The organism is Cellulomonas jepli (genome assembly GCF_047229345.1).
Taxonomy (GTDB): Bacteria; Actinomycetota; Actinomycetes; order Actinomycetales; family Cellulomonadaceae; genus Cellulomonas_A.
In genome coordinates this window covers 17,598-39,163 of sequence record NZ_JBFTER010000040.1, presented here as the reverse complement: position 1 = coordinate 39,163, position 21,566 = coordinate 17,598, and the positions used below count along the sequence as shown (strand labels likewise).

Sequence of the window (21,566 nt, the reverse complement as noted above, 5' to 3'; positions counted from 1 at the left end):
AGCCGTGGCGGCGCGCGTCGCTCGCGGGCGGGGCCGCCGGTGCGCGCGCCGACCGGGACCTCGACGCGGTGCTCGCGCTGTTCCGCGCCGCGGAGACGTTCGTCGACCGGATGCCGCAGGCGCCCGCGGGAGCGTTCGTCGACTGGGTGCTGGGCCAGGACCTGCCCGCCGACACGATCGCGGCCCGTGCGGACCGGGATGCGGTCGCGGTGCTCACCCCCGCCGGCGCGGCCGGGCGCGAGTGGGACGTCGTCGTGGTCGCGGGCGTGCAGGAGGGCGTCTGGCCCGACCTGCGCCTGCGCGACTCGCTGCTCGGGGCCCAGACCCTCGTCGAGCTGCTCGCGGGGCGCGAGCCCGACGCCGGGCAGCTCGGTGCGGGTGCCCGGGCTGCGGTGCTGTCCGACGAGCTCCGGTCCTTCCACGTGGCCGTGTCCCGGGCGCGCGAGCGGCTGCTCGTCACCGCGGTCGCCGACACGGACTCCCAGCCCTCGCCGTTCCTCGAGCTCGTCGAGCCGTGCGACGACGACGTCGACCCGCGCAAGGTCACGACGCCCTCGCCGCTCGACCTGCGCGGCCTCGTCGCCCAGGTGCGGTCGCGGCTCGAGTCGAGCGTGCTGCGCGGGCGCCCCGACCCGGCGGCCGCGGCGATGCTGGCCCGGCTCGCCCGGGCGGGCGTCGAGGGCGCCGACCCCGAGGAGTGGCACGGCCTCGCGGAGCCGTCGAGCGACGAGCCGCTGTGGCCCCAGGGCGAGAAGGTCACCGTCTCGCCCTCCAAGATCGAGACGGCCGCGACGTGCGCGCTGCGCTGGGCGCTCGAGGCGGCGGGCGGCACCGCCGCGGAGAGCTCGGGGCAGTCGCTCGGCACGCTCGTGCACGCGATCGCCCAGACCTACCCGACCGGCACGCACGACGAGCTGCTCGCCGAGCTCGACCGCCGCTGGCCCGAGCTCGGCCTGCCCGACGGGTGGCCGACGACCGTGCAGCGCCGCCGCGCCGAGTCGATGGTGCGCCGCCTCGCGCAGTACGTGCGCAGCGCCGGCGAGCCGCTGCTCGTCGAGGCGCCGTTCACGCTCGAGCTCGACCGTGCCGTGGTGCGCGGGTCGATCGACCGGATCGAGCGCGCACGGCCGACCGACGAGCCGGACGAGGGCACGGAGCGCGTGACCGTGAGCGACCTCAAGACCGGGCGCACCGCCCCGACCGCTGCGCAGGCGCTCGAGAACCCGCAGCTCGGCGCGTACCAGCTCGCGGTCGACGCGGGCGCCGTCGAGGGCCTCCCGCCCGGCACCCGCAGCGCCGGGGCGCAGCTCGTCTTCGTGTCGGACGTCAACAGGAGCGCGGCCGCCCTGCGGACGCAGGCGCCGCTCGACGACGACGGCGACGGCACGAGCTGGGCGCGGCGCCGGATCGAGGAGGTCGCGGGCCACATGTCCGCGGCGACGTTCGCGGCGACCGAGAACGACCTGTGCTCGCGGTGCCCGGTGCGGCGCAGCTGCCCGGCCCGCGACGAGGGCGCGCAGGTGGTCGAGTGAGCCTGGACGACGCCGCGGCGCCCGGTGCCCGGCGGCCCGTGCTGTCGGCGGCCCGGATCGCCGAGCTGCTCGAGCGTCCCTCGCCGACGCCCGAGCAGGTCGAGGTCATCGAGTCGCCGCTGCGACCCTCGCTCGTCGTCGCCGGCGCCGGGTCCGGCAAGACCGAGACGATGGCGGCACGGGTCGTGTGGCTGCTCGCGAACGGGCTCGTCGCGCCCGAGCAGGTCCTGGGCCTGACGTTCACCCGCAAGGCCGCGGGCGAGCTCGGCGACCGTGTGCGCCAGCGGCTGCGGCACCTCGCCCGCGCGGCGACCGCGCAGGGTCTCGTGCTGCCCGGCCTCCCGCTCGCTGCGGCGGGCCTCGACCCCGGGCTGCTCGACCTCGCGCGACCCACGATCGCGACCTACAACGCCTACGCGGCGTCGCTCGTCACGGACCACGCGATGCGCCTCGGGGTCGAGCCGACGTCCCGGCTCCTCGGCGAGGCCGCGCAGTGGCAGCTCGCGAGCCAGGTCGTCGAGTCGTGGACCGGGGACCTCGACACCGAGGCGGCCGTCTCGACGGTCGTCGAGGCGCTGCTCGAGCTGTCGGGCGCGCTCGACGAGCACCTCCTCACGCCCGACGAGGCACGCGCCGGGATCGAGGGCATCATCGAGGCGATCGAGGCGACGCCCCCCGGCACCCCGCCCCGCGCGCCGTACGCGCCGATCACGAAGCTGCTCGGGCTGCTCGGCGAGCGCACGCGCCTGCTCGAGCTCGTCGCCGACTACCGCGCCCGCAAGCGCGCCGCCGACGCGCTCGACTTCGGCGACCAGGTCGCGCTCGCGGCCCGGCTCGCGCGCGAGGTCCCCGAGGTGGGGTCGGGCGAGCGCGCCCGGTACCGGGTCGTGCTGCTCGACGAGTACCAGGACACGTCCTACGCACAGCTCGCGCTGCTCGGCGCCCTGTTCGGCGACGGTCACCCTGTGACCGCGGTCGGCGACCCGCACCAGTCGATCTACGGCTGGCGCGGCGCGAGCGCGGGCGGGCTGGAGCGCTTCCCGTCGACGTTCCCCGTCGTCGAGCTCGACGAGGACGGCGCGACGCGACGCCCGGCGGACGTGCACCTGCTCTCGACGTCGTGGCGCAACGACGAGGCGATCCTCGAGGCCGCGAACCACGTGGCGCTGCCGCTGCGCCGGGCGAGCACGCGCGTCGAGGTCCCCGAGCTCGCCGCCCGGCCGGGCGCGGGTCCCGGCCTCGTGCAGGCGCACGTCGCCGCGACCCTCGAGGAGGAGGCGGCGGCCGTCGCCCGCTTCGTCGCCGAGCGCTGGCGACCCGCCGCGCCCGGGGTCGCCCGGGTCACCGCCGCGGTGCTGTGCCGCAAGCGGGCCCAGTTCACGGTGCTGCGCCGGGCGCTGCGCGACGCGGGGCTGCCCGTCGAGGTCGTGGGTCTCGGCGGGTTGCTCGCGACCCCCGAGGTCGTCGACCTCGTGGCGATGCTGCAGGCCGCGCACGACCCGTCCCGCGGCGACGCGCTGATGCGTCTGCTCACCGGCGCCCGCACCCGGCTCGGGGCGGCGGACCTGCACGCCCTGGCCGCCTGGTCCGCCGAGCTCGCCGCCGGGCTCGGGCACGCGCGCCGGGCGGCGGAGCGGACGGCCGACGAGCGGGACGGGGCGGAGCAGATGGGCGCGGGCGCCGCGTCGTCGGGCATCGGCAGCAGCCCCACGTCGGGAGCCGCCGGCCCCGCGTCGGGCGCGACCGACCCCGGGTCGGGTGCCGCGTCCGGCTCCGCCGGCCCGGCGTCGGACCTCGTGGGCCGCGCGCCGGAACCCGTGGCGGCGGACGTCGTCGACGAGCGCAGCATCGTGGACGCCCTCGACGAGCTGCCGCCCCCCGGCTGGCGCAGCCGCACCGGGCGCACGCTGAGCGACACCGCCCGCGCGCGCCTGACCGACCTCGCGCAGCTCCTGCGCGTGCTGCGCTCGCACACGTACCTCTCGCTCCCCGAGCTCGTCGGCGAGGCGGAGCGCCTGCTCGGCCTCGACATCGAGGTCGCGGCTCGCGCGGGCGTCTCGGCGGGCCGCGCGCGGGCGCACCTCGACGCGTTCCGGGACGTGGCCGTGCAGTTCTCCGACGGCGCGGACAGCCCCACGCTGGGCGCGTTCCTCGCCTGGCTCGCGGCGGCGGACACGCGCGAGCGCGGCCTCGACATGCCGGTCGCCGAGCCGGACCCGGACGCCGTGCAGATCGTCACGATCCACGCGGCGAAGGGCCTCGAGTGGGACGTCGTCGCGGTCGCCGGGATGGTCGACGGCGGGCTGCCCGCGATCCGCACGACGGGCAAGGACGGCCCGACGGACAAGGCGTGGCTCAGCGGGCTCGGCACCCTGCCCTACCCGCTGCGCGGCGACCGGCACGACCTGCCCCAGCTCGCCTACGCCGGTGCGGCCGACCCCAAGGACCTCGAGGAGCGCCGGCGGCGGTTCGTCGAGGACGCCGGGCAGCACGCGGTCGCCGAGGAGCGGCGCCTCGCGTACGTCGCCCTCACGCGGGCGCGCTCGGCGCTGCTGCTCACCGGCGCGTGGTGGGGCGACGCGTCGCAGCCGCGTCCGCCGTCGCTGTTCCTCACCGAGCTCGCCGAGGCGGGGCTCGTCGACCCCGAGGCGTGGGCCGCGGAGCCGGAGGACGGTGCGACGAGCCCGCGCGGCGGGGACGACGTCGCCCCGGTCTGGCCGGCCGACCCGTTCACCGGTCCGGGCGGGCGGTCGTCGGGCACCCGTCGTGCCGCGGTCGAGGCGTCGGCGCAGGCGGTGCGGGAGGCGATCGCGGCGGCCTCCTCCGGGTCCGCGACCACCGGTGCGTCCTCCGGCGACGCGGTCCACGCCGGCGCTGCCCGCTCCGCCTCAGCCGACGGCGCCGGCACGTCGAGGCAGGCCCTCGACGCCGGCGCCGGCACGGCAGGCTCCGCCCTCACCGCCGACGCGCTCCGCGACGGGGACGGCCCGCCGCGCGGCGCCGTCCTGCCCACCCCGTGGGACCGCACCGCGGATCTCCTGCTCGCCGAGCGCGCCCTCGCCGCGGCCCCGTCGACCGACGTCGAGCTCCCGCCGCACCTCTCGGCGTCCGCGGTCGTCCGGCTCGCGTCCGACCCGCAGGAGTTCGCGCGTGCGCTGCGCCGGCCCGTGCCGCTCGAGCCGTCGCCGCAGGCCCGGCGCGGCACGGCGTTCCACGCCTGGGTCGAGGGCTGGTTCGGCTCGGCCTCGCTCGTCGACGTCGACGACCTCCCGGGCGCCGACGACGACTCCGTGCGGGTCGACGCCGACCTGGTGGTGCTGCGCGAGGCGTTCCTGACGACCCCGTGGGCGCACCGCGTGCCGCTCGCCGTCGAGGTCGACATCGAGACGCCGGTCGCCGGGTACGTGCTGCGCTCACGCATCGACGCCGTGTTCGCCGACCCCGACCGCCCGGACGCGCCCGGCGCGGTCGTCGTCGTCGACTGGAAGACGGGAGCCCCGCCGAGCGACCCCGCGGCGGTGCAGGCGCGCGAGCTGCAGCTCGCGGTGTACCGGCTCGCGTGGTCGCGGTGGAAGGGCACGCCGCTCGAGCACGTCAGCGCGGCGTTCTGCTACGTCGGCGGGGGCCGCACGGTGCGCCCCGAGCGCCTGCTCGACGAGGCGGAGATCACCGCGCTGCTGCACGCCGCCGCGGCGCACCCGTCACGCACGACCGGGTGAGACCGGGTGAGACCGGCGTCAGCCGATCGAGCGACCGGCGACCGCGTCGGCCTCGCGCGTGCTCTCGTCCAGCTCGTGCAGCATCTGCACCGCGTCGTCGACCACGTCGGCGCTCCCGGTCCGCACGCCGTAGAGCAGCCAGCGTGCGAGCGCGAGCTCCCCGGCGAGCAGCGCGCGCTCGGTGAGGTGGCTGTCGGTGAGCTCGGTCCGGCGCAGCTGGTACGCCTCCATGATCGAGTCGACGGCGTCCTGCGGCGCGGCGACGAGCAGCCAGGACAGGTCGTCGGCCGGGTCGGCCACCATCGCGTCGCCCCAGTCGAGGATCCCGGTCACGGTCCGGTCGTCGACGAGCACGTGCTCGGTCGTGAGCCCGCCGTGCACGACGGTCGGCTGGAAGCGCCACAGCGCGACGTCCTCGAGGCGCTCCTCCCAGCGGCGGAGCAGCGTCGTCGGGACCTTGCCGGTCCGGGCGGCCTCGTCGACCTCGGCCTGCCGCCGGTCGCGGTACGTCATCGCGTCGTAGACGGGCAGCCCGGCGTTCTCGACGAGCGCCGTCGGCAGCTCGTGCAGTGCGCCCAGCGCGCGGCCGAGCGACGCCGCGAGGCCGGGCCCGGGGCGCAGCGACTCCAGCCGCAGCGGTCGGCCCGGGACCTGCGGGTAGACCACGGCCCGGCCGCCCTCGGGCAGGTGCGCGAACCCCGCGGTGCGCGGCACGTCGAACGGGAGGCGTCCCGCGTCGACCTCACCGGCGAGGGCCTCGACGAGCTCGACTTCGGCCTCGAGCAGCGCGCCCGAGCGGGCGCTCGTGGGGGAGCGGACGACCCACCGCCGACGCGCGGCGTCGATCACGACCGCGATGTCGAAGTCGCCGCCCGAGACCTCGGGGCGGCGGACGTCGTACGCGTCCAGCCCGGGCACGGCGACGGTCGCCAGGGCAGCGAGCGCGAGAGGTGAACGTGACACCCGCTCAGCCTAAGCGCGTCGCCCGCCCGGTCGTCGGTGCGTCCGCGCGTGTCTGCGATGTCGGGTTTCCCCGCGTACGGTGGCGGGCGTGATCGCCGAGCCGCCGCTGTCCCGCACGCGGACCGACCGTGCCGCCGACGCCCGTGTGCGGCCGGACCTGGTCCCGTCCCTGCTGACCGCCCCCGCGACGCGGGTGCTCCTCGTCCACGCGGGCGCGGTCGTGACCCGTGACGGTGGGCAGGGCGCGCAGCGGCTCGCGCTGCTCGACCCGGGCGAGGCCGCGCTGCTGTCGCCGGGCGGGAAGCTGCCCGAGGGGTGGGCCTTCCTCGGGCACGACGACGCGCCGGGCGGGGGCCGGGGGACCGCCTACCTCGCACGGCTCGTGCCCGACGTCGCGTCCGCCGTGCTCGTCCCGGGCGACCGCTGGTCGCCGCTGCGCGAGGTCGGCGGCGAGCTGTCCGCGCGCGACGCGGGCCTCGCGACGGCCGCGGTCGCGCTCGAGGCGTGGCACGTGCGCCACCCGCGGTGCCCGCGCTGCGGGGAGGTCACCGTCTCGCACAGCGCCGGCTGGGTGCGGCGCTGCACCGCCGACGGCTCCGACCACTACCCGCGCACGGACCCCGCGGTCATCATGGCCGTCGTCGACGGCCGGGACCGCCTGCTGCTCGGGCACTCGGCGCACTGGCCCGAGAACCGCTTCTCGACGCTCGCCGGCTTCGTGGAGCCCGGCGAGTCGGTCGAGTCGGCGATCCGCCGCGAGGTGCTCGAGGAGGTCGGCGTGACGGTCGGCGCGGTCGACTACCGCGGCAGCCAGCCGTGGCCGTTCCCGGCGTCCCTCATGCTCGGCTTCCGGGCCCGCGCGCTGAGCGAGGACATCACGGTCGACGGCGAGGAGGTCACGGACGCGCGCTGGTTCGAGCGCACGGAGCTGCGCGCCGCGGTGCGCTCGGGCTCCGTGCTCCTGCCGAGCAGCACGTCGATCGCCCGGATGCTGATCGAGGAGTGGTACGGCTCGGAGCTGCCGAACGCGATCTGACGTCGGTCCGCGGCGGCGCGGCCCGGCACGTCGCCGGGCCGCGGTCGCCCGCGACGGTCAGGAGTCCAGGCGGGCCTTGACGTCCGCGAGCGACGGGTTCGTCGCGGCCGAGCCGTCGGGGAACACGACGGTGGGGACGGTCTGGTTGCCGCCGTTGACCTGCTCGACGAACGCCGCCGCGTCGGGGTGCTCCTCGATGTTGACCTCGGTGTAGCCGATGCCCGCGGAGTCCAGCTGCGTCTTGAGCCGGCGGCAGTAGCCGCACCACGTCGTCGAGTACATCGTGATGGAACCGGCGTCGGGCAGCGTCTGGGTGCTCATGCATCCTTCTCTCGTGCGGGTGTCGCCGTGACCCGTGGGCCTCGGCGGGGTCGGACGTGCGTCGTCGCCGGGTCCAACGCCGGGGACGCCGGAACTCTTCCGGGCGCTCGCGGTCGTCGCAAGCCCGCCCGACGGTCGGCCGGTGCGCCCGCGGGGCGGGGCGGGCCCGTCCCGCCGACGGTGCCGCCCCCGGGGTCGCGTCCGGCGGGTCGCCGCTGCGCACGGCCGGCGACGGGCTGTCGGCGAGGGCTGAGACAATCGACCACGATGTCCGCCGACGCCCTCCTCGATGCCCTCGACCCCGACCAGCGCGCGGTCGCGCTCGCCCTCACCGGACCGGTGTGCGTGCTCGCGGGCGCCGGCACGGGCAAGACGCGCGCGATCACGCACCGCATCGCGTACGGGGTGCGGACCGGCGTGTACCGCCCGACGACGGTCCTCGCGGTCACGTTCACCGCGCGTGCGGCGGGCGAGATGCGCACGCGGCTGCGCGAGCTCGGCGTCGCCGGGGTGCAGGCGCGCACGTTCCACGCGGCGGCGCTGCGCCAGCTCGGGTACTTCTGGCCCAAGGTCGTCGGGGGTGCGCCCCCGCGGATCCTCGAGCACAAGGCCCCGGCCGTCGCCGATGCGGCGCACCGCCTGGGCCTGTCGGTGGACCGGGTGGCGATCCGTGACCTCTCCTCGGAGGTCGAGTGGGCCAAGGTCTCGCTCGTGACGGCCGACGACTACGTGCGCGCCACCGCCGCGGTCGACCGCCCGGCACCCGCCGGGTACGACCGGCAGGCCGTGGCCCGGCTCATCGCCGCCTACGAGGACGCGAAGACCGAGCGTGGCGTCATCGACTTCGAGGACGTGCTGCTCATGCTCGCGGACATGCTGGCGGGCCGCGACGACGTCGCCGAGCAGGTGCGGATGCAGTACCGGCACTTCGTGGTCGACGAGTACCAGGACGTCTCGCCGCTGCAGCAGTTCCTGCTCGACCAGTGGCTCGGTGGGCGCCAGGAGCTGTGCGTCGTCGGTGACCCGAGCCAGACGATCTACTCGTTCACGGGTGCGACGCCGCACCACCTGCTCACCTTCACCGCGGCGCACCCCAAGGCGCAGGTGGTCCGGCTCGTGCGCGACTACCGCTCGACGCCCCAGGTCGTCAGCCTCGCGAACCGCCTGCTCGCGCCCAAGCACGCACCCGGCTCGGCGGCCCGTCGCCGGGGTCCGGCCGCGCCGCTCGAGCTGGTCGCGCAGCGCCCGTCCGGCCCGCCGGTGACCTACACCGCGTACGACGACGACGAGGCGGAGGCCGCGGGCATCGCCGAGCGCGCCGCACGCCTCATCGCCGCGGGGACGCGGCCGAGCGAGATCGCGGTCCTGTACCGGACGAACGCGCAGTCGGAGGCGTTCGAGCAGGCGTTCGCCGCTGCGGACATCGGCTACCTCGTGCGCGGCGGCGAGCGGTTCTTCGCCCGCCGTGAGGTCCGGGACGCGCTCGTGCTGCTGCGCGGCGCGGGCCGCGCGGTGGACGCCGACGCGGCAATGCCCGACGTCGTGCGCGACGTGCTGCTCTCCGCGGGCTGGGCGCCGGCGCCTCCTGCGACGCGCGGCGCCGCGCGCGAGCGCTGGGAGTCGATGCAGGCGCTCGTCGCGCTCGCGGACGACCTCGAGTCGGCGGCGCAGGAGACCGGCGGTCACGCGAGCCTCGCGGACCTCGTCGCCGAGCTCGACGAGCGCGCCGCCGCCCAGCACGCGCCGACCGTCGAGGGCGTCACGCTGGCGTCGCTGCACGCGGCCAAGGGGCTCGAGTGGGACGCGGTCTTCCTCGCGGGGCTCAGCGAGGGCCTCATGCCGATCTCGCTCGCGGAGACCGACGCGTCGATCGCCGAGGAGCGCCGGCTGCTCTACGTCGGCATCACGCGTGCGCGCGAGCACCTCGCGCTGTCCTACGCCCGGGCGCGCAACCCCGGCGGCCGGGCCTCCCGGCGCCGGACCCGGTTCCTCGACGGCCTGTGGCCGCAGGAGGAACGGCGCGGTGGCAGCGGCCGGACGCCCGAGCGGTACCGCGCACCCGAGCCCGGGCCGCGCCGCGCGCTCTCCGGGGACGTCGACGGCGAGATCTACGCACGCCTGCGGGAGTGGCGCGCGTCGGTCGCCCTCGAGACGTCCCGCCCCGCGTACACCGTCCTCGTCGACACGACGCTCGAGTCCATCGCGGAGCTGCGCCCGGCGTCGATCGCGGAGCTCGCCCGGATCAACGGGATCGGCCCGGCGAAGATCGACCGGTACGGTGCGACGCTCCTGTCGATCGTCGCCTCGGGCTCGTCGCGCACCACGACCGCCTAGCGCGAAGACCGCCTACCGCGACGACCGCGACACAGCCGCCCGCTCAGCCGCCCCCTGCGGGCGCCGCCTCGTCCCACCAGGCCAGCACCCGGGCGCCGTAGAACGTGAGCCACCGCGACGGCTCGCCCGGCGGCACGTCGACCTCGAACCACACGCGTCCGGGCTGACCGGCCTCCTGCAGCCACGTCCCGTCGGCCTGCCGCGCGCTCCGCCGGCGAGGTCGCGCTCGACCTGCCAGCGCAGTGCCGGGTCGGAGTCGAGCAGCCAGTCCAGGAGCGCAGGGTCGAGCGCCATGCGGGCACGTTACCCGCCGCCCGTCGACGGGGGAACGGCGGGCGTGGGAGGGCGCGTCCGACGGTCGGGTCGGGCGCGTCCACGGGTTCGCCGACGCCGATTCCTGGGGCCGTGCCCCGGTTCTCCCGACGGTCGCGGAGAGGTCGGAAAAACTTCTCGAAGTCGGTCCGTTTATTCGGTTGTGTGCGTCTGACGGCCACCCCTAGGGTGAGACTCGTCCTTGTAGGAGGGCTGCGCCGAAGAGGCCCGGCCGGTGATGAGAGGTGGTGGGAGATCTGATGGAGAGCACAACCGTCGTGAATCGGCAGTCGACGTTCGCGATCACCTTCGTCCCGCGCACCCTCGCGCCCATCTCCGCATGGCTCGAGGGGACAGCTGTGCCCATGGCCGGCTCGCAGGGAATCGGCGGCGATCTCAAGCGCACGTACCGCCGTCGCCCGCTGCACCACCCCGACTTCGCACCAGGAACTTGATGGTCTGACGACCGTCTTCCAGGCCGCGGAGTCCACTCGGATCCGCGGCCTTCGTCTTTTCTCCCGATGTCGGGGGAGCGGCGCAGGCACCGGTGATCCGGAAACCAGCACACGCTCACCAGCAAGGACATCAGGAGGACATCGTGCGGCTCACGACGCTGCTCGACACGGTGAACCAGGGCGGATCCGGCCCGTGGCCCCCGAGCCCGGTCATCACGACGGACGAGAACAACCAGCAGTTCGACCAGATGGTCGCGGGTCTCATCCCGTGCCGCTCGAACGACCCCGAGCTCTGGTTCGCGGAGCAGACCGCCCAGGTCGAGCTCGCCAAGGCCCTGTGCCGGGAGTGCCCCCTCGTCGAGGGGTGCCTCGCGGGCGCGGTCGAGCGTGCCGAGCCGTGGGGGGTCTGGGGTGGAGAGGTCTTCGTCGGCGGCGTGGTCGTCGCCACGAAGAGGGGCCGGGGACGGCCCCGGAAGTCCGCCGCTCCGGCGGCATGACGGCCCGCGGGGCTCGTGCCGGTCAGTGCCCCGTGCGGGCGAGGGCCGGGACGGGCGTCCGGGGCAGGGCGGTGCACCCGCAGTCGGGGTGCACCGCCCACGCCCGCAGGCGCGGGTGGAGGTCCGGCATCGCGATCTCGTAGGTGGCGCCCCGCGTGCGCGGCACGCCCCCGTCGAGGTGGGTGAGCGCCTCGGCGGCGGCCAGCGCGGCGCCCAGGCCCGCGAGCGCGACGGGTTCTCCCGCCGGACCGCTCGACGTCGGCGGTCGGCACACGAGCTGCGCGACGACGAGCGGCCACGCCGGGTCGACGTCGCCGCGGTGCAGGTCCAGGCAGCGCAGGCACGCGGAGCCATTGCGGGGCGGGCGGCCCGCGACCGCGGGAGGACCGGCACCCTCGCCGGCACCCCGGGTGCGTGGCTCTCCCGCGCCCACCGGCACGACGAGCGGCCCGACGAGCGCGTCGCACTCCCGCAGGACGACGGACAGGTGCGGCAGGCCTGCGGTCACGAGCCGCAGCGCCGTCTCCGGGCTCGCCGCGCCGTGCTCGACGAGCACCACGAGATCCGGCACGGTGCCGGGCGCGACCTCGCAGCGGACCTCCGGGGCGACGTCCCGCAGCACCCGCGTCGCGGTCGCGAGCCGTGCAGAGCCGACGTCCCCCATGCGGTACCCGCCCGGACCGATGTCGGACGAGCGGACGACGCCGTCGTCGTCGAGCAGGACCGTCCCGACCCCCGCGACGGCGAGCGTCGTCGCGACCGCGAGGCCGAGGCGCCCGAGCCCGCACACGCCGACGACCGCGGACCGGCGCGCGTCGACCTGCGCGGCACCGTCGCCGTCGGGGCGCAGGAGGTTCCACGCGGCGACCTCGGCACCCGCGCCGGCCCGGACCGTCGCACTGCGGCGGCTCTCTGAGGTCGTGACCTGCGCGTCGACGAGGAGCCCGACGAGGTGCTCGCCGCGCGTGCGGTCGAGGCCCTGGTCGAGGGCCCACGCGAGCCAGCGGTCCAGCTCGGGCAGCGCCTCGAGCTCCTGCAGCAGCTCGGCCTCGCCGGTCGCCAGGCCGGTCAGGCGCACGGCCCACCGGGGGTCGGTCCCGACCTGCAGCTCGTCCGGGCCCCGGAGCAGGACGCGCAGGTGTGGGCGCAAGCGCATGAGCGACCCCTCTCGGCCGTGCCGTGCGCCGGCGAGACGCCGGCGACCCGAGGGCACAGCCTGGCACCGGCCGGCACCGCGCCACCGCTGTCCACAGGTCCCGGACGCGCGCGAGGCGCCGTCCGGCCGGACGGCGCCTCGAGGCGTGCGGTGCCTGGTGTGTGCTCAGGCCTTGCCGAGGATGCGGTTGAGCTTGGTGCCGCACACGGGGCAGACGCCCTTGGCCATCTTGCGGCCGGACTCGGAGACGACGACGTCGCCCTCGGCCTCGCGCTTCTCCTTGCACTTCACGCAGTAGAACTCGCCCTTGTAGGTCTCGGCCATGACAGGTCTCCTCGCGTCTGCGGACATCGGGCGCGTCCGTCGGCCCGGCGGCCCGGTCGAGATGAGGGGAGCCGCCCCGACCTGAGCGAGCCCCACAGTAATCGCGGCGGCCCTGCGGGGGGCCCCGACGGGCTCGACGCGCCGTAACGGACGCCCGGAAGGGAACCCGGTTCCCCGGTTCGGGGGACGCGCCGGAGGGGTCCGCCCGGGACGTGGCCGACGGCGGTCGGGCGGGTGCGCCTCGTCCGGCCGCGCACACGTCACGGCGGGCAGCGGCGGAGGGCGCCGGGCCGAGGCACGGAGCTCGACGCCGCTCCGGCGAGGTGGGCACGTCGCGCGGGCCCGAGCCGATAGCGTGCACGACGTGGAGCGGCGCCGCGGGCACCTGGCCGAGGGCACCTCCGCCATGCCCGCGGGGCCGACGCCGCGCACGTCCGCCGAGCCGGGGTCACGTGCGAGCCGGACGCCGTCCTCGCACGCACGCCCGGTCCCGCCGCGCACCGCGGACGTGCCCCGGACCGCGGACGCGCCGACCGAGCACGCACCCGTGGGGGCCGTGGAGGTGCGCCGCTCGCGCAACCGCACGCGCACGGTGACCGCCTACCGCGACGGCGACCGCACGATCATCGCGATCCCCGCGCGGTTCACCCGCGCGCAGGAGCGCGAGTGGGTCCAGCGCATGGTGACCCGGCTCGAGCGGCAGGAACGTCGGCGGCGTCCGTCGGACGTCCAGCTGGCCGAGCGCGCCGCGGGGCTCTCGACGCGCTACCTCGCCGGGCGGGCGCGCCCCGCGAGCGTCACGTGGTCCAGCAACCAGGGCCGGCGGTGGGGCTCGTGCACGCCGCTCGACGGGACGATCCGGGTCTCCGACCGGCTGCAGGGCATGCCCGGCTGGGTCCTCGACTACGTGCTGCTGCACGAGCTCGCACACCTGCTGCACGCCGGTCACGGCCCCGACTTCTGGGCCGAGCTCGACTCCTACCCGCGCACGGACCGCGCGCGAGGCTTCCTCGAGGGGGTCGCCTACGGGCACGAGCGCGCGCGCACGGGCCAGCCGCCGACGCTCGGCGGCGACGTGGACGACGAGGGCGACGTGACCGACGAGCCGGACGACGACGCCGGCGACGCCGCGCTCGACGTGGTCGACGAGATCGGGACCGACCCCGGCGAGCGGTGAGGCGTGCGCCGGGGCAGCCTGGAAGCCCGTCGATGCCCGCCGACGCCGGTCGACGCCAGTCGCGCCGGCGCCCGGAGCTGCCCTGCTGCGTCGACGCCCGCCGCTGCCCGCTGCGCCGGCGGGTCAGCCCTGCGGCTTCTCCGGCTCCTCGCCGAGGATCTCGGCGAGCGCCCGGTCGACGTCCGCGGCCTCGTCGCTCGCGGTCTGGCGGCGCGTGGCGTACCCGTCCGGGTCGTCCAGGTCCTCGTCGGTCGGCAGCAGGTCCGGGTGGTCCCACACGGCGTCGCGCGCCTCGGGACCGCCGTCGGCCGTGATGCGGGCCCACAGCGCCGCGGCGTCCCGCGACCGGCGGGGTCGTAGCTCGAGGCCGACGAGCGTCGCGAACGTCTGCTCGGCGGGCCCGCCCGCGGCGCGGCGGCGCCGGATCATCTCGCGGAGCGCGACCGCGTGCGGCAGGTGGGGGAGGGCGGCGACGGACGTGACCTCGTCGACCCAGCCCTCGACGAGCGCGAGCGCGGTCTCGAGCCGCCCGAGCACGGCCTTCTGCTCGTCGGTCGTGTGCGGGTTGAAGACGCCGCCCGAGAGCGCGGACTGCAGCGCGGACATGTCGGTCGGGTCGATCGAGGCGACGGCCTCCTCGAGCTGGTCGAGGTCCACCGTGATGCCGCGCGCGTACGCCTCGACGGCGCCGAGCAGGTGCGCGCGCAGCCAGGCGACGTGCGTGAACAGGCGGGCATGCGCGGCCTCGCGGAGCGCGAGGTAGAGGCGGACCTCCTCGAGCGGGGCGTCGAGCCCCGCGGCGAAGGCCTCGACGTTGGAGGGGACGAGCGCGGTCGAGGGCTCGCGGACGAGCGGCAGGCCGATGTCCGTGATGCCGAAGACCTCGCGCGAGAGCGTCCCGGCGGCCTGGCCGACCTGCATGCCGAACACCGCGGCGCCGAGGCTGCGGACGAGCTGGGCCGGGTCGGTCGGCGTGCCGGGCACGAGCATCCCCGGCGGCAGCCCCTCGGCCGCGAGGTCCTCGGGCAGCTGCTCCGCGAGGGCGCCGGCGAGGGCGGTCGTGAGCGACGACGCGATGGGCTCCGTCAGCGTGCGCCACGTCGGCAGGGTCTGCTCGACCCACTCGGAACGGCTCCACGCACGGACGGGGCCGCCCGCGGGGGGCAGGTCGGTCGCGGCGTCGAGCCACAGCTCGGCGACGGACAGGGCCTCGCTGACCTGCTTGGCCTGGAGCGCCGTCAGCGACGGGTCGCCCTCGGCCACCGCGGCCTGGCGCGCCACGTCGTGGGCGATGTCCCAGTTGACCGGGCCCTCGCCCGAGGACGCGAGCAGCCGGCGCACCTGGTCGAGCACCTGGCCGAGCAGCCGCGGGTCGTCGGGGAGCCCCGAGGCCGCCGCCATCGCCGCCGGGTCCATGCCCTGCGCGCGGAGCTGGGCGAGCGCCTCCTCGGCGTCCGGGCCGAACATCTGGCGCAGGATCTCGTCCCAGGGCGCAGGGGTGTCCTCGCCGTCGGGGGACGATCCGGCGGGGCGGTCGGTGCTCATCGGCGTGCTCCTGGGACGATGTGCCGGCGGGGGGCAGGCGGTGTCCCACGGTAACCACAGAGCAGAGGCGACGAGATGGTGCAGCGCGAGGTTCGCTCAGGGCGCAGTCGTGCGCGCGGCGGGGACGCGGTGCCGGGCGAGCTCGTCGTCGTCGGCGTCGGGCCGGTCGCCACAGCGCTCGCCGGCTGGCTGTCGGCGAACGGCCAGCGCGCGGTGCGCCGGCTCGACGCGGTGCCCGAGGCCGAGCCGCACGACGCGCTCGCGGGCGCCGAGGTCGTCGTGCTCGTCGCGCACGGCGGTGACCTCCAGGCGGACTGGGCCGTGCCCGTCGAGGAGCGCCGGGCGGAAGCGGTGGCGCACGCGGCACGGACGGTCTCGGCGGCGCGCGAGGCGGGGGTCCGGCACCTCGTCGCGGTCACGTCGGCGATGGTGCACGGGGCCGCGCCGGACCGCCCGACGATCCACGACGGCGACCCGATCCTCGGTCACGGCAGCGGTCCCGGGCGCTCGCTGCGGCGCACGGGGGAGGCGCCGGACGACGGCCTGCGCGACGGCGTCGTCGGCGACCTGCTCGCGGTCGAGGCGGTGCTCGCGCGCGCGTCCCGGCGCCGGTCGCCCCTCGTGACGGTGCTGCGCCCCGCCGGTCTCGTCGGGCCGGGGCTGGACACCCTGCTGACCCGGCACTTCGAGGCGCCGCGCCTGCTCACGGTGCGGGGCGTCGAGCGGTGCTGGCAGCTCCTGCACGTCGACGACCTCGCGTCGGCGGTCGCGACCGCGGTCGACGAGCGGCTCACGGGGCCGCTGACCGTGGGCGCCGCCGACGAGCTGACCGCGCGCGAGGTCGAGGTCGCGGCCGGGATGCGCCGCGTCGAGCTCGCGGCCGCCACCGCGTTCGGCACCGCGGAGCGCCTGCACCGGGTCGGTGTGCTGCCCGCGCCCGGCGCCGAGCTCGCGTACGCGGTGTACCCGTGGTCGGTCGCGAGCGACGGGCTGCGGGCGGCCGGCTGGGAGGCCCGCTGGTCCACCGCGGAGTGCCTCGACGTGCTGCTCGTCGCCGTGCAGGGGCGCATCGCGCTCGCCGGCCGGCGGTTCGGGGCACGCGACGCGGCGGCCCTGGGCGCGGCCGGCGCGGCGGTCGCGCTGATCGGTACCGCCGCGGTCCTCAAGCAGGCACGCGGCCGGCGTAGGGGATGATCGGGGGGTGCCCGACGAGAAGCTCCCCGCCCCCGCCCGGACCGCCGGCGACCCGAGCCGCAGCGCCGCGAGCGACGGCGACGCGCGCAGCAGCGCCTGGTCCCGCGACGGGGTGACGCGCGGGGCCGGCGGGTCGGCCGCACCGCACGGGCCGTCCGGCGACGGCGCGGCCGGCGGCCCCGACGGGGTCGGTGCCCCGGTCGAGGACGCCCCGGCGCCCGCCTCGCCGCGGAATATCACGCTGTCCGTCGCGATGCTCGTGACCGCGGTGCTGCTCGGCGGGCTGGTCGTGCTGCCGGCGCCGTACGCGGTGAGCTCGCCCGGGCCGACGCGCGACACGCTCGGCGAGCAGTCCGGCACGCCGCTCATCTCGATCGAGGGCGCCGAGACGTTCCCCGCGACGGGCGAGCTGCTGCTGACGACCGTCTCCACGACCGGTGGCCCCGGCTACCCCTCGAACGTCGTGGACGTGCTGCGCGGCTGGTGGGACCGGCTGACCGCGGTCCGCCCGGTCGAGGAGGTGTTCCCGCCCGACGTCACGCAGGACAGCCTCCAGGAGCAGAACCAGGCCGCGATGGTCTCCTCGCAGGAGAACGCGACGGTCGCGGCGCTCGAGGAGCTCGGCCACGAGGTCCCCGCGACGATGGTCGTGGCCGGGGCCGAGGCGGGCAGCGGCTCCGACGGGGTCGTCGAGGAGGGTGACGTGCTGACCTCGCTCGACGGCACGGAGCTGACGTCGTTCACGCAGCTCACCGACCTGCTCCGGGAGATCGAGCCCGGGACGACCGTGCGGCTCGGCGTCGTGCGCGCCGACGAGGACCTCGAGCTCGAGATCGTGACCGGCGAGCGGGAGGGTGGCGGGAGCCGGCTCGGCGTGCTCGTCGACCCGCAGTTCGAGCTGCCCGTGATCGACCCCGAGATCGGCGAGCCCGTCGAGGTCACCATCCAGATCGAGGACATCGGCGGGCCGAGCGCCGGCACGATGTTCGCGCTCGGGATCATCGACCGGCTGACCCCGGAGGACGAGGCGCAGGGGGCCGTCATCGCGGGGACCGGGACGATGGACGCGTCGGGCGAGGTCGGGCCGATCGGCGGCATCCAGCAGAAGCTCGGCGGCGCGGTGCGCGACGGCGCGACGTGGTTCCTGGCCCCCGCGGGCAACTGCGACGAGGTCGTCGGGCACGTGCCCGACGGGCTGAGCGTCGTGTCCGTGGCGACGCTGCACGACGCGCGGGAGGCCGTCGTCGCGATCGGCGCCGGCGAGACGGACGACCTGCCCACCTGCTCCTGACGGCGCCGCGACGGCTCAGTGCAGCGTCGCGACCACGGCCTCGACGAGCCCGGGCACGAGGTCCGGCCCCTGACCGACGGAGTCGTCGCTGTCGTTGCTGCGCGTGCGCACCGCGCACCAGCTCGTCCCGTCGCGCAGCGCGCCGACCGCGATCCGCACGTCCTGCCGGTCGGGGTGCGCCATGAGGTAGGCCAGCGCCTCGTCGGGGTCGGCCGGGACACCCTCCTCGGCGGCGGGCGGCAGCACGACGCGCTCGACGGTGACCGCGGCGCCGTCGACCCCGGCGGGCCACTCGATCCCGGCGAGGAGGTGCTCGAGGTCCGTCGCGGCCGGCAGGTCCTCCTGCTCGACCGAGGTCAGGTGGTGCTCGTCGTGGCGGGCGAGCGCGACGACCTCCGGCGGCAGCTGTGCGGCCAGGCCGGGCTCGGCCTCGAGCGCGGCCGCGGTGCGCACCAGCGCGAACACGCGCACGGGACCGTCCCAGCCGCCCGTCGCGACGTGCCGCTCGATCTCTCGGACCGCCTCGGCCAGGCTCGCGCGCGCCGACGGGGGTGACAGGGGCAGGATGGGCTCGTCCACGTCCGACATCGTCCCATCCGTCCCTGCTCCCACGGGAACCCCGGGCGGCGGCGGGACGTTCACGGACTGTGCCCCAGCTGTCACCGATGACGAGGACCCTGACCCCGTGACCTTCACGAACCCCACCGCCCGCCGACCCAGCCCACGGCCACCGGGTCGACGTCGCGGCCCGCTCGGACCGACCCTCGTCGTGCTCGGCGCCATCGTCGTGCTCGTCCTGATCCTCGCGCAGGTGTGGACGGAGGTGCTCTGGTTCGACCAGCTCGGCTACGTCGAGGTGCTCCGCACCGAGTGGGGCACGCGTGCCGTGCTCTTCGTGCTCGGCTTCCTGCTCATGGCGGGCGGCGTCGCCGCGAGCCTGAGCTTCGGGTACCGCTCGCGGCCGATCTACGCGCCGTCCACACAGGAGCAGGCGAGCCTCGACCAGTACCGCGAGGCCATCGAGCCGCTGCGCCGCCTCGTCATGGTCGCCGGTCCGGCGGTCCTCGGCCTGTTCGCGGGAGGTGCGGCGTCGCAGCAGTGGAGCACCGTCCAGCTGTGGATGAACTCGGTCCCGTTCGGCGAGACGGACCCCGAGTACGGGCTCGACATCGGGTTCTACGTCTTCACGCTGCCCGGGCTGCGGTTCGTCGTGTCGTTCCTCATGGCGGTCGTCGTGCTCGCGGCGATCGGCGGCGTCGCGACCCAGTACCTGTACGGCGGCATCCGCATCGGCGGGCCCGCCGGGGCGCCCCGCACGACGCCCTCCGCGCGGATCCACCTGTCGGTCATGGGCGCGGCGCTCATGCTGCTCATCGGCGCGAACTACTGGCTCGACCGCTACTCCGTCCTGACCCGCGAGGGCAGCCGGTTCGAGGGCGCGAGCTACACCGACGTCAACGCGGTGATCCCGTCGAAGGCGATCCTCGCGGGCGTCGCGGTGTTCGTCGCGATCCTGTTCGTCATCACCGCGGTGCGCGGCAACTGGCGGCTGCCGGCGATCGGTCTCGGGCTGATGGTCGTGGCCGCCGTCGCGGTCGGCGGGATCTACCCCGCGGTCGTGCAGCGCTTCCAGGTCACCCCGAACCAGCAGGACGCGGAGGCGCCGTACATCCAGCGCAACATCGACGCGACCCTCAAGGCGTTCGACCTCGAGGACGTCGACGTGCAGCCGTACGAGGCGAAGGTCACGGCCGAGGCGGCGGCGCTGCCCGCGGACACCGACACGACCACGTCGATCCGCCTGCTCGACCCGCAGATCGTCAGCCCGTCGTTCCGCCAGCTGCAGCAGAACAAGGGCTACTACAGCTTCGCGGACACCCTCTCGGTGGACCGCTACGAGATCGAGGGCGAGAGCCGCGACACCGTGATCGCGGTGCGCGAGCTCGAGCTCGACGGGCTCAGCGAGGGCCAGCGGAACTGGACCAACGACCACACGGTGTACACGCACGGCTTCGGCGTCGTCGCCGCGTACGGCAACACGACGGCGGCGGGTGGCCGGCCGGCGTTCTGGGAGGGCGGCATCCCGTCGTCCGGTCAGCTCGGCGAGTACGAGGAGCGCATCTACTTCAGCCCGCGGTCCCCGCTGTACTCGATCGTCGGGGCGCCGGAGGGCGCCCGTGAGTGGGAGCTCGACTACCCCGACGACGAGTCCGGCGGGCAGGTCAACACGTCGTTCCCGACCGACGAGGTCTCCGCGGGTCCCGGGATCGGCGACCCGATCACCAAGCTGCTCTACGCGCTCAAGTTCGGCTCGCAGGAGATCCTGTTCTCCGAGCGCGTGACGTCCGAGTCGCAGATCCTCTACGACCGCGACCCGCGCACCCGCGTCGAGAAGGTCGCGCCGTACCTGACGATCGACGGCCGGCAGTACCCCGCGGTCGTCGACGGGCGCGTGGTGTGGGTCATCGACGGGTACACGACGAGCGACGGCTACCCGTACGCGGCGTCGCGTGCGCTCGACGACGCGACGATCGACTCGGTCACGCAGCGCTCGGAGAGCATCGACGCGCTGCTTCCGCAGACCGTCAACTACATCCGGAACTCGGTCAAGGCGACGGTCGACGCGTACGACGGCACCGTCAAGCTCTACGCGTGGGACACCGAGGACCCGGTGCTGCAGGCCTGGCAGAAGGTGTTCCCGACGAGCCTCGAGCCGATCTCCGAGATCAGCGGCGGGCTCATGAGCCACCTGCGCTACCCGGAGGACCTGTTCAAGGTCCAGCGGAACCTGCTCACGCGCTACCACGTGACCGAGGCCGAGGAGTTCTTCTCGGGCGGTGACTTCTGGGCCAACCCGAACGACCCGACGCTCGGCGACACGCAGGTCCCGCAGCCGCCGTACTACCTGACGCTCAAGATGCCCGACCAGGACGAGGCGACGTTCTCGCTCATGTCGACGTTCATCCCGGCCTCGGGCGGGACGACGAACCAGCGCAACGTCCTGAGCGGGTTCCTCGCGGTCGACGCGGAGGCGGGCAACCAGGAGGGCGAGCCCGCGGAGGGCTACGGCAAGCTGCGGCTCCTCGAGCTGCCCCGCGACTCGACCGTCCCCGGGCCGGGCCAGGTGAACAACAACTTCGACTCCGACCCGGACGTCTCGCGCGAGCTGAACATCCTGTCGCAGCAGAACTCGACGGTCGTGCGCGGCAACCTGCTGACGCTCCCCGTCGGCGGCGGGCTGCTCTACGTCCAGCCGGTGTACGTCCAGTCGGCCGCGGGGACCCGGTTCCCGCTGCTGCAGAAGGTGCTCGTGGCGTTCGGCGACGAGATCGGCTTCGCCAACACGCTCGAGGAGGCCCTCGGGCAGGTGTTCGACGCCGACGCGGTCGGTGGCGGCGTCGACCCGGGCGGCGACGCCGGGACGGACGACGGGACCGACACCGGGACGGACACCGGCGGCGACGCGGGTGGCGACACCGGCGACGTCCCCGCGGGGGACGCCCGCACCCGGCTCGACACGGCGCTCAACGACGCCCGGGCAGCCATCGAGGCCGGCGAGGCGGCCCTGGCGGCCGGGGACTTCGCGGCCTACGGCGAGGCGCAGGACGCGCTCGACGCGGCCATCGCGGAGGCGCTCGCGGCGGAGGCGGAGCTCGAGTGAGGCGGTGACGCACGACGACGCGGGGCCCGGACCGGTGCGGTCCGGGCCC

16 protein-coding genes are annotated in these 21,566 nt (G+C 75.9%); 10 read left to right on the top strand and 6 right to left on the bottom strand.

Translation table 11 applies throughout. The features are described from left to right. Positions 1-1,532: PD-(D/E)XK nuclease family protein (locus AB6N24_RS11330; RefSeq protein ID WP_412869501.1), on the top strand; the 1,532-nt coding region annotated here is incomplete at its 5' end. Beyond that, positions 1,529-5,251 (top strand): ATP-dependent helicase, encoded by a 3,723-nt coding sequence (locus AB6N24_RS11325; RefSeq protein WP_412869500.1) that lies wholly within the window; start codon positions 1,529-1,531, stop codon positions 5,249-5,251. The genes AB6N24_RS11330 and AB6N24_RS11325, both read left to right, overlap by 4 nt. A gap of 18 nt (positions 5,252-5,269) precedes the next feature. Here the strand turns inward: AB6N24_RS11325 and AB6N24_RS11320 are convergent, their stop codons facing one another. After that, a complete protein-coding gene (locus AB6N24_RS11320) occupies positions 5,270-6,214 on the bottom strand; it encodes a phosphotransferase (RefSeq protein ID WP_412869499.1) in 945 nt (314 codons plus the stop codon). An 88-nt stretch (positions 6,215-6,302) separates the two neighbouring features. On the opposite strand from AB6N24_RS11320, the gene nudC reads away from it, so the two are divergent. Next, positions 6,303-7,250, top strand: a complete 948-nt coding sequence (gene nudC / locus AB6N24_RS11315) for an NAD(+) diphosphatase (RefSeq protein ID WP_412869498.1) — start codon at positions 6,303-6,305, stop codon at positions 7,248-7,250. A 57-nt stretch (positions 7,251-7,307) separates the two neighbouring features. On the opposite strand, the gene AB6N24_RS11310 is transcribed toward nudC, so the two are convergent. Further along, on the bottom strand, positions 7,308-7,571 hold the full coding sequence (locus AB6N24_RS11310) for a mycoredoxin (protein ID WP_412869497.1): 264 nt from the start codon (positions 7,569-7,571) through the stop codon (positions 7,308-7,310). Positions 7,572-7,838: 267 nt separating this feature from the next. Here AB6N24_RS11310 and AB6N24_RS11305 point away from each other — a divergent pair, with 267 nt between their 5' ends. From AB6N24_RS11305 to AB6N24_RS11295, 3 genes are all read left to right on the top strand, one after another. After that, the gene (locus tag AB6N24_RS11305) at positions 7,839-9,905 is read left to right on the top strand and encodes an ATP-dependent DNA helicase UvrD2 (protein ID WP_412869496.1); all 2,067 of its coding nucleotides are present in this window, start codon (positions 7,839-7,841) and stop codon (positions 9,903-9,905) included. A gap of 572 nt (positions 9,906-10,477) precedes the next feature. Continuing rightward, the gene (locus AB6N24_RS11300) at positions 10,478-10,672 is read left to right on the top strand and encodes a hypothetical protein (protein ID WP_412869495.1); all 195 of its coding nucleotides are present in this window, start codon (positions 10,478-10,480) and stop codon (positions 10,670-10,672) included. A 143-nt stretch (positions 10,673-10,815) separates the two neighbouring features. Next, positions 10,816-11,169, top strand: coding sequence for a WhiB family transcriptional regulator (locus tag AB6N24_RS11295; protein ID WP_309485057.1), 354 nt, complete (start codon positions 10,816-10,818; stop codon positions 11,167-11,169). A gap of 22 nt (positions 11,170-11,191) precedes the next feature. On the opposite strand, the gene AB6N24_RS11290 is transcribed toward AB6N24_RS11295, so the two are convergent. Continuing rightward, the gene (locus AB6N24_RS11290; protein ID WP_412869494.1) at positions 11,192-12,325 is read right to left on the bottom strand and encodes a ThiF family adenylyltransferase; all 1,134 of its coding nucleotides are present in this window, start codon (positions 12,323-12,325) and stop codon (positions 11,192-11,194) included. Positions 12,326-12,490: 165 nt separating this feature from the next. Then, complete coding sequence (locus tag AB6N24_RS11285; RefSeq protein WP_183295582.1) at positions 12,491-12,649, bottom strand: DUF5679 domain-containing protein; 159 nt, start codon at positions 12,647-12,649, stop codon at positions 12,491-12,493. 556 nt (positions 12,650-13,205) lie between these two features. Here AB6N24_RS11285 and AB6N24_RS11280 point away from each other — a divergent pair. After that, on the top strand, positions 13,206-13,826 hold the full coding sequence (locus tag AB6N24_RS11280) for a YgjP-like metallopeptidase domain-containing protein (RefSeq protein ID WP_412869502.1): 621 nt from the start codon (positions 13,206-13,208) through the stop codon (positions 13,824-13,826). A gap of 123 nt (positions 13,827-13,949) precedes the next feature. Here AB6N24_RS11280 and AB6N24_RS11275 read toward each other — a convergent pair whose 3' ends face one another. Further along, positions 13,950-15,371, bottom strand: a complete 1,422-nt coding sequence (locus tag AB6N24_RS11275; RefSeq protein ID WP_412869493.1) for a zinc-dependent metalloprotease — start codon at positions 15,369-15,371, stop codon at positions 13,950-13,952. Between the two features lie 129 nt (positions 15,372-15,500). Here AB6N24_RS11275 and AB6N24_RS11270 point away from each other — a divergent pair, with 129 nt between their 5' ends. Both AB6N24_RS11270 and AB6N24_RS11265 read left to right on the top strand, forming a co-directional pair. Next, positions 15,501-16,565, top strand: a complete 1,065-nt coding sequence (locus AB6N24_RS11270) for a Rossmann-fold NAD(P)-binding domain-containing protein (protein WP_412869492.1) — start codon at positions 15,501-15,503, stop codon at positions 16,563-16,565. A 7-nt stretch (positions 16,566-16,572) separates the two neighbouring features. Further along, positions 16,573-17,856, top strand: coding sequence for a YlbL family protein (locus tag AB6N24_RS11265; protein ID WP_412869491.1), 1,284 nt, complete (start codon positions 16,573-16,575; stop codon positions 17,854-17,856). A 15-nt stretch (positions 17,857-17,871) separates the two neighbouring features. Here the strand turns inward: AB6N24_RS11265 and AB6N24_RS11260 are convergent, their stop codons facing one another. Then, positions 17,872-18,444 (bottom strand): PPA1309 family protein, encoded by a 573-nt coding sequence (locus tag AB6N24_RS11260; RefSeq protein ID WP_412869490.1) that lies wholly within the window; start codon positions 18,442-18,444, stop codon positions 17,872-17,874. 97 nt (positions 18,445-18,541) lie between these two features. Between AB6N24_RS11260 and AB6N24_RS11255 the strand changes: the two genes are divergently transcribed. Next, positions 18,542-21,517 carry a UPF0182 family membrane protein gene (locus AB6N24_RS11255; RefSeq protein WP_412869489.1) on the top strand — a complete coding sequence of 992 codons (2,976 nt, stop codon included), beginning with the start codon at positions 18,542-18,544 and terminating at the stop codon, positions 21,515-21,517. Positions 21,518-21,566 lie beyond the last annotated feature (49 nt).

Coding starts and splice junctions, on each gene's coding strand:
- AB6N24_RS11310 (WP_412869497.1), bottom strand. CDS start 7,571: ATGAGCACCCAGACGCTGCCCGACGCCGGTTCCATCACGATGTACTCG.
- AB6N24_RS11305 (WP_412869496.1), top strand. CDS start 7,839: ATGTCCGCCGACGCCCTCCTCGATGCCCTCGACCCCGACCAGCGCGCG.
- AB6N24_RS11300 (WP_412869495.1), top strand. CDS start 10,478: ATGGAGAGCACAACCGTCGTGAATCGGCAGTCGACGTTCGCGATCACC.
- AB6N24_RS11290 (WP_412869494.1), bottom strand. CDS start 12,325: ATGCGCTTGCGCCCACACCTGCGCGTCCTGCTCCGGGGCCCGGACGAG.
- AB6N24_RS11285 (WP_183295582.1), bottom strand. CDS start 12,649: ATGGCCGAGACCTACAAGGGCGAGTTCTACTGCGTGAAGTGCAAGGAG.
- AB6N24_RS11275 (WP_412869493.1), bottom strand. CDS start 15,371: ATGAGCACCGACCGCCCCGCCGGATCGTCCCCCGACGGCGAGGACACC.
- AB6N24_RS11260 (WP_412869490.1), bottom strand. CDS start 18,444: ATGTCGGACGTGGACGAGCCCATCCTGCCCCTGTCACCCCCGTCGGCG.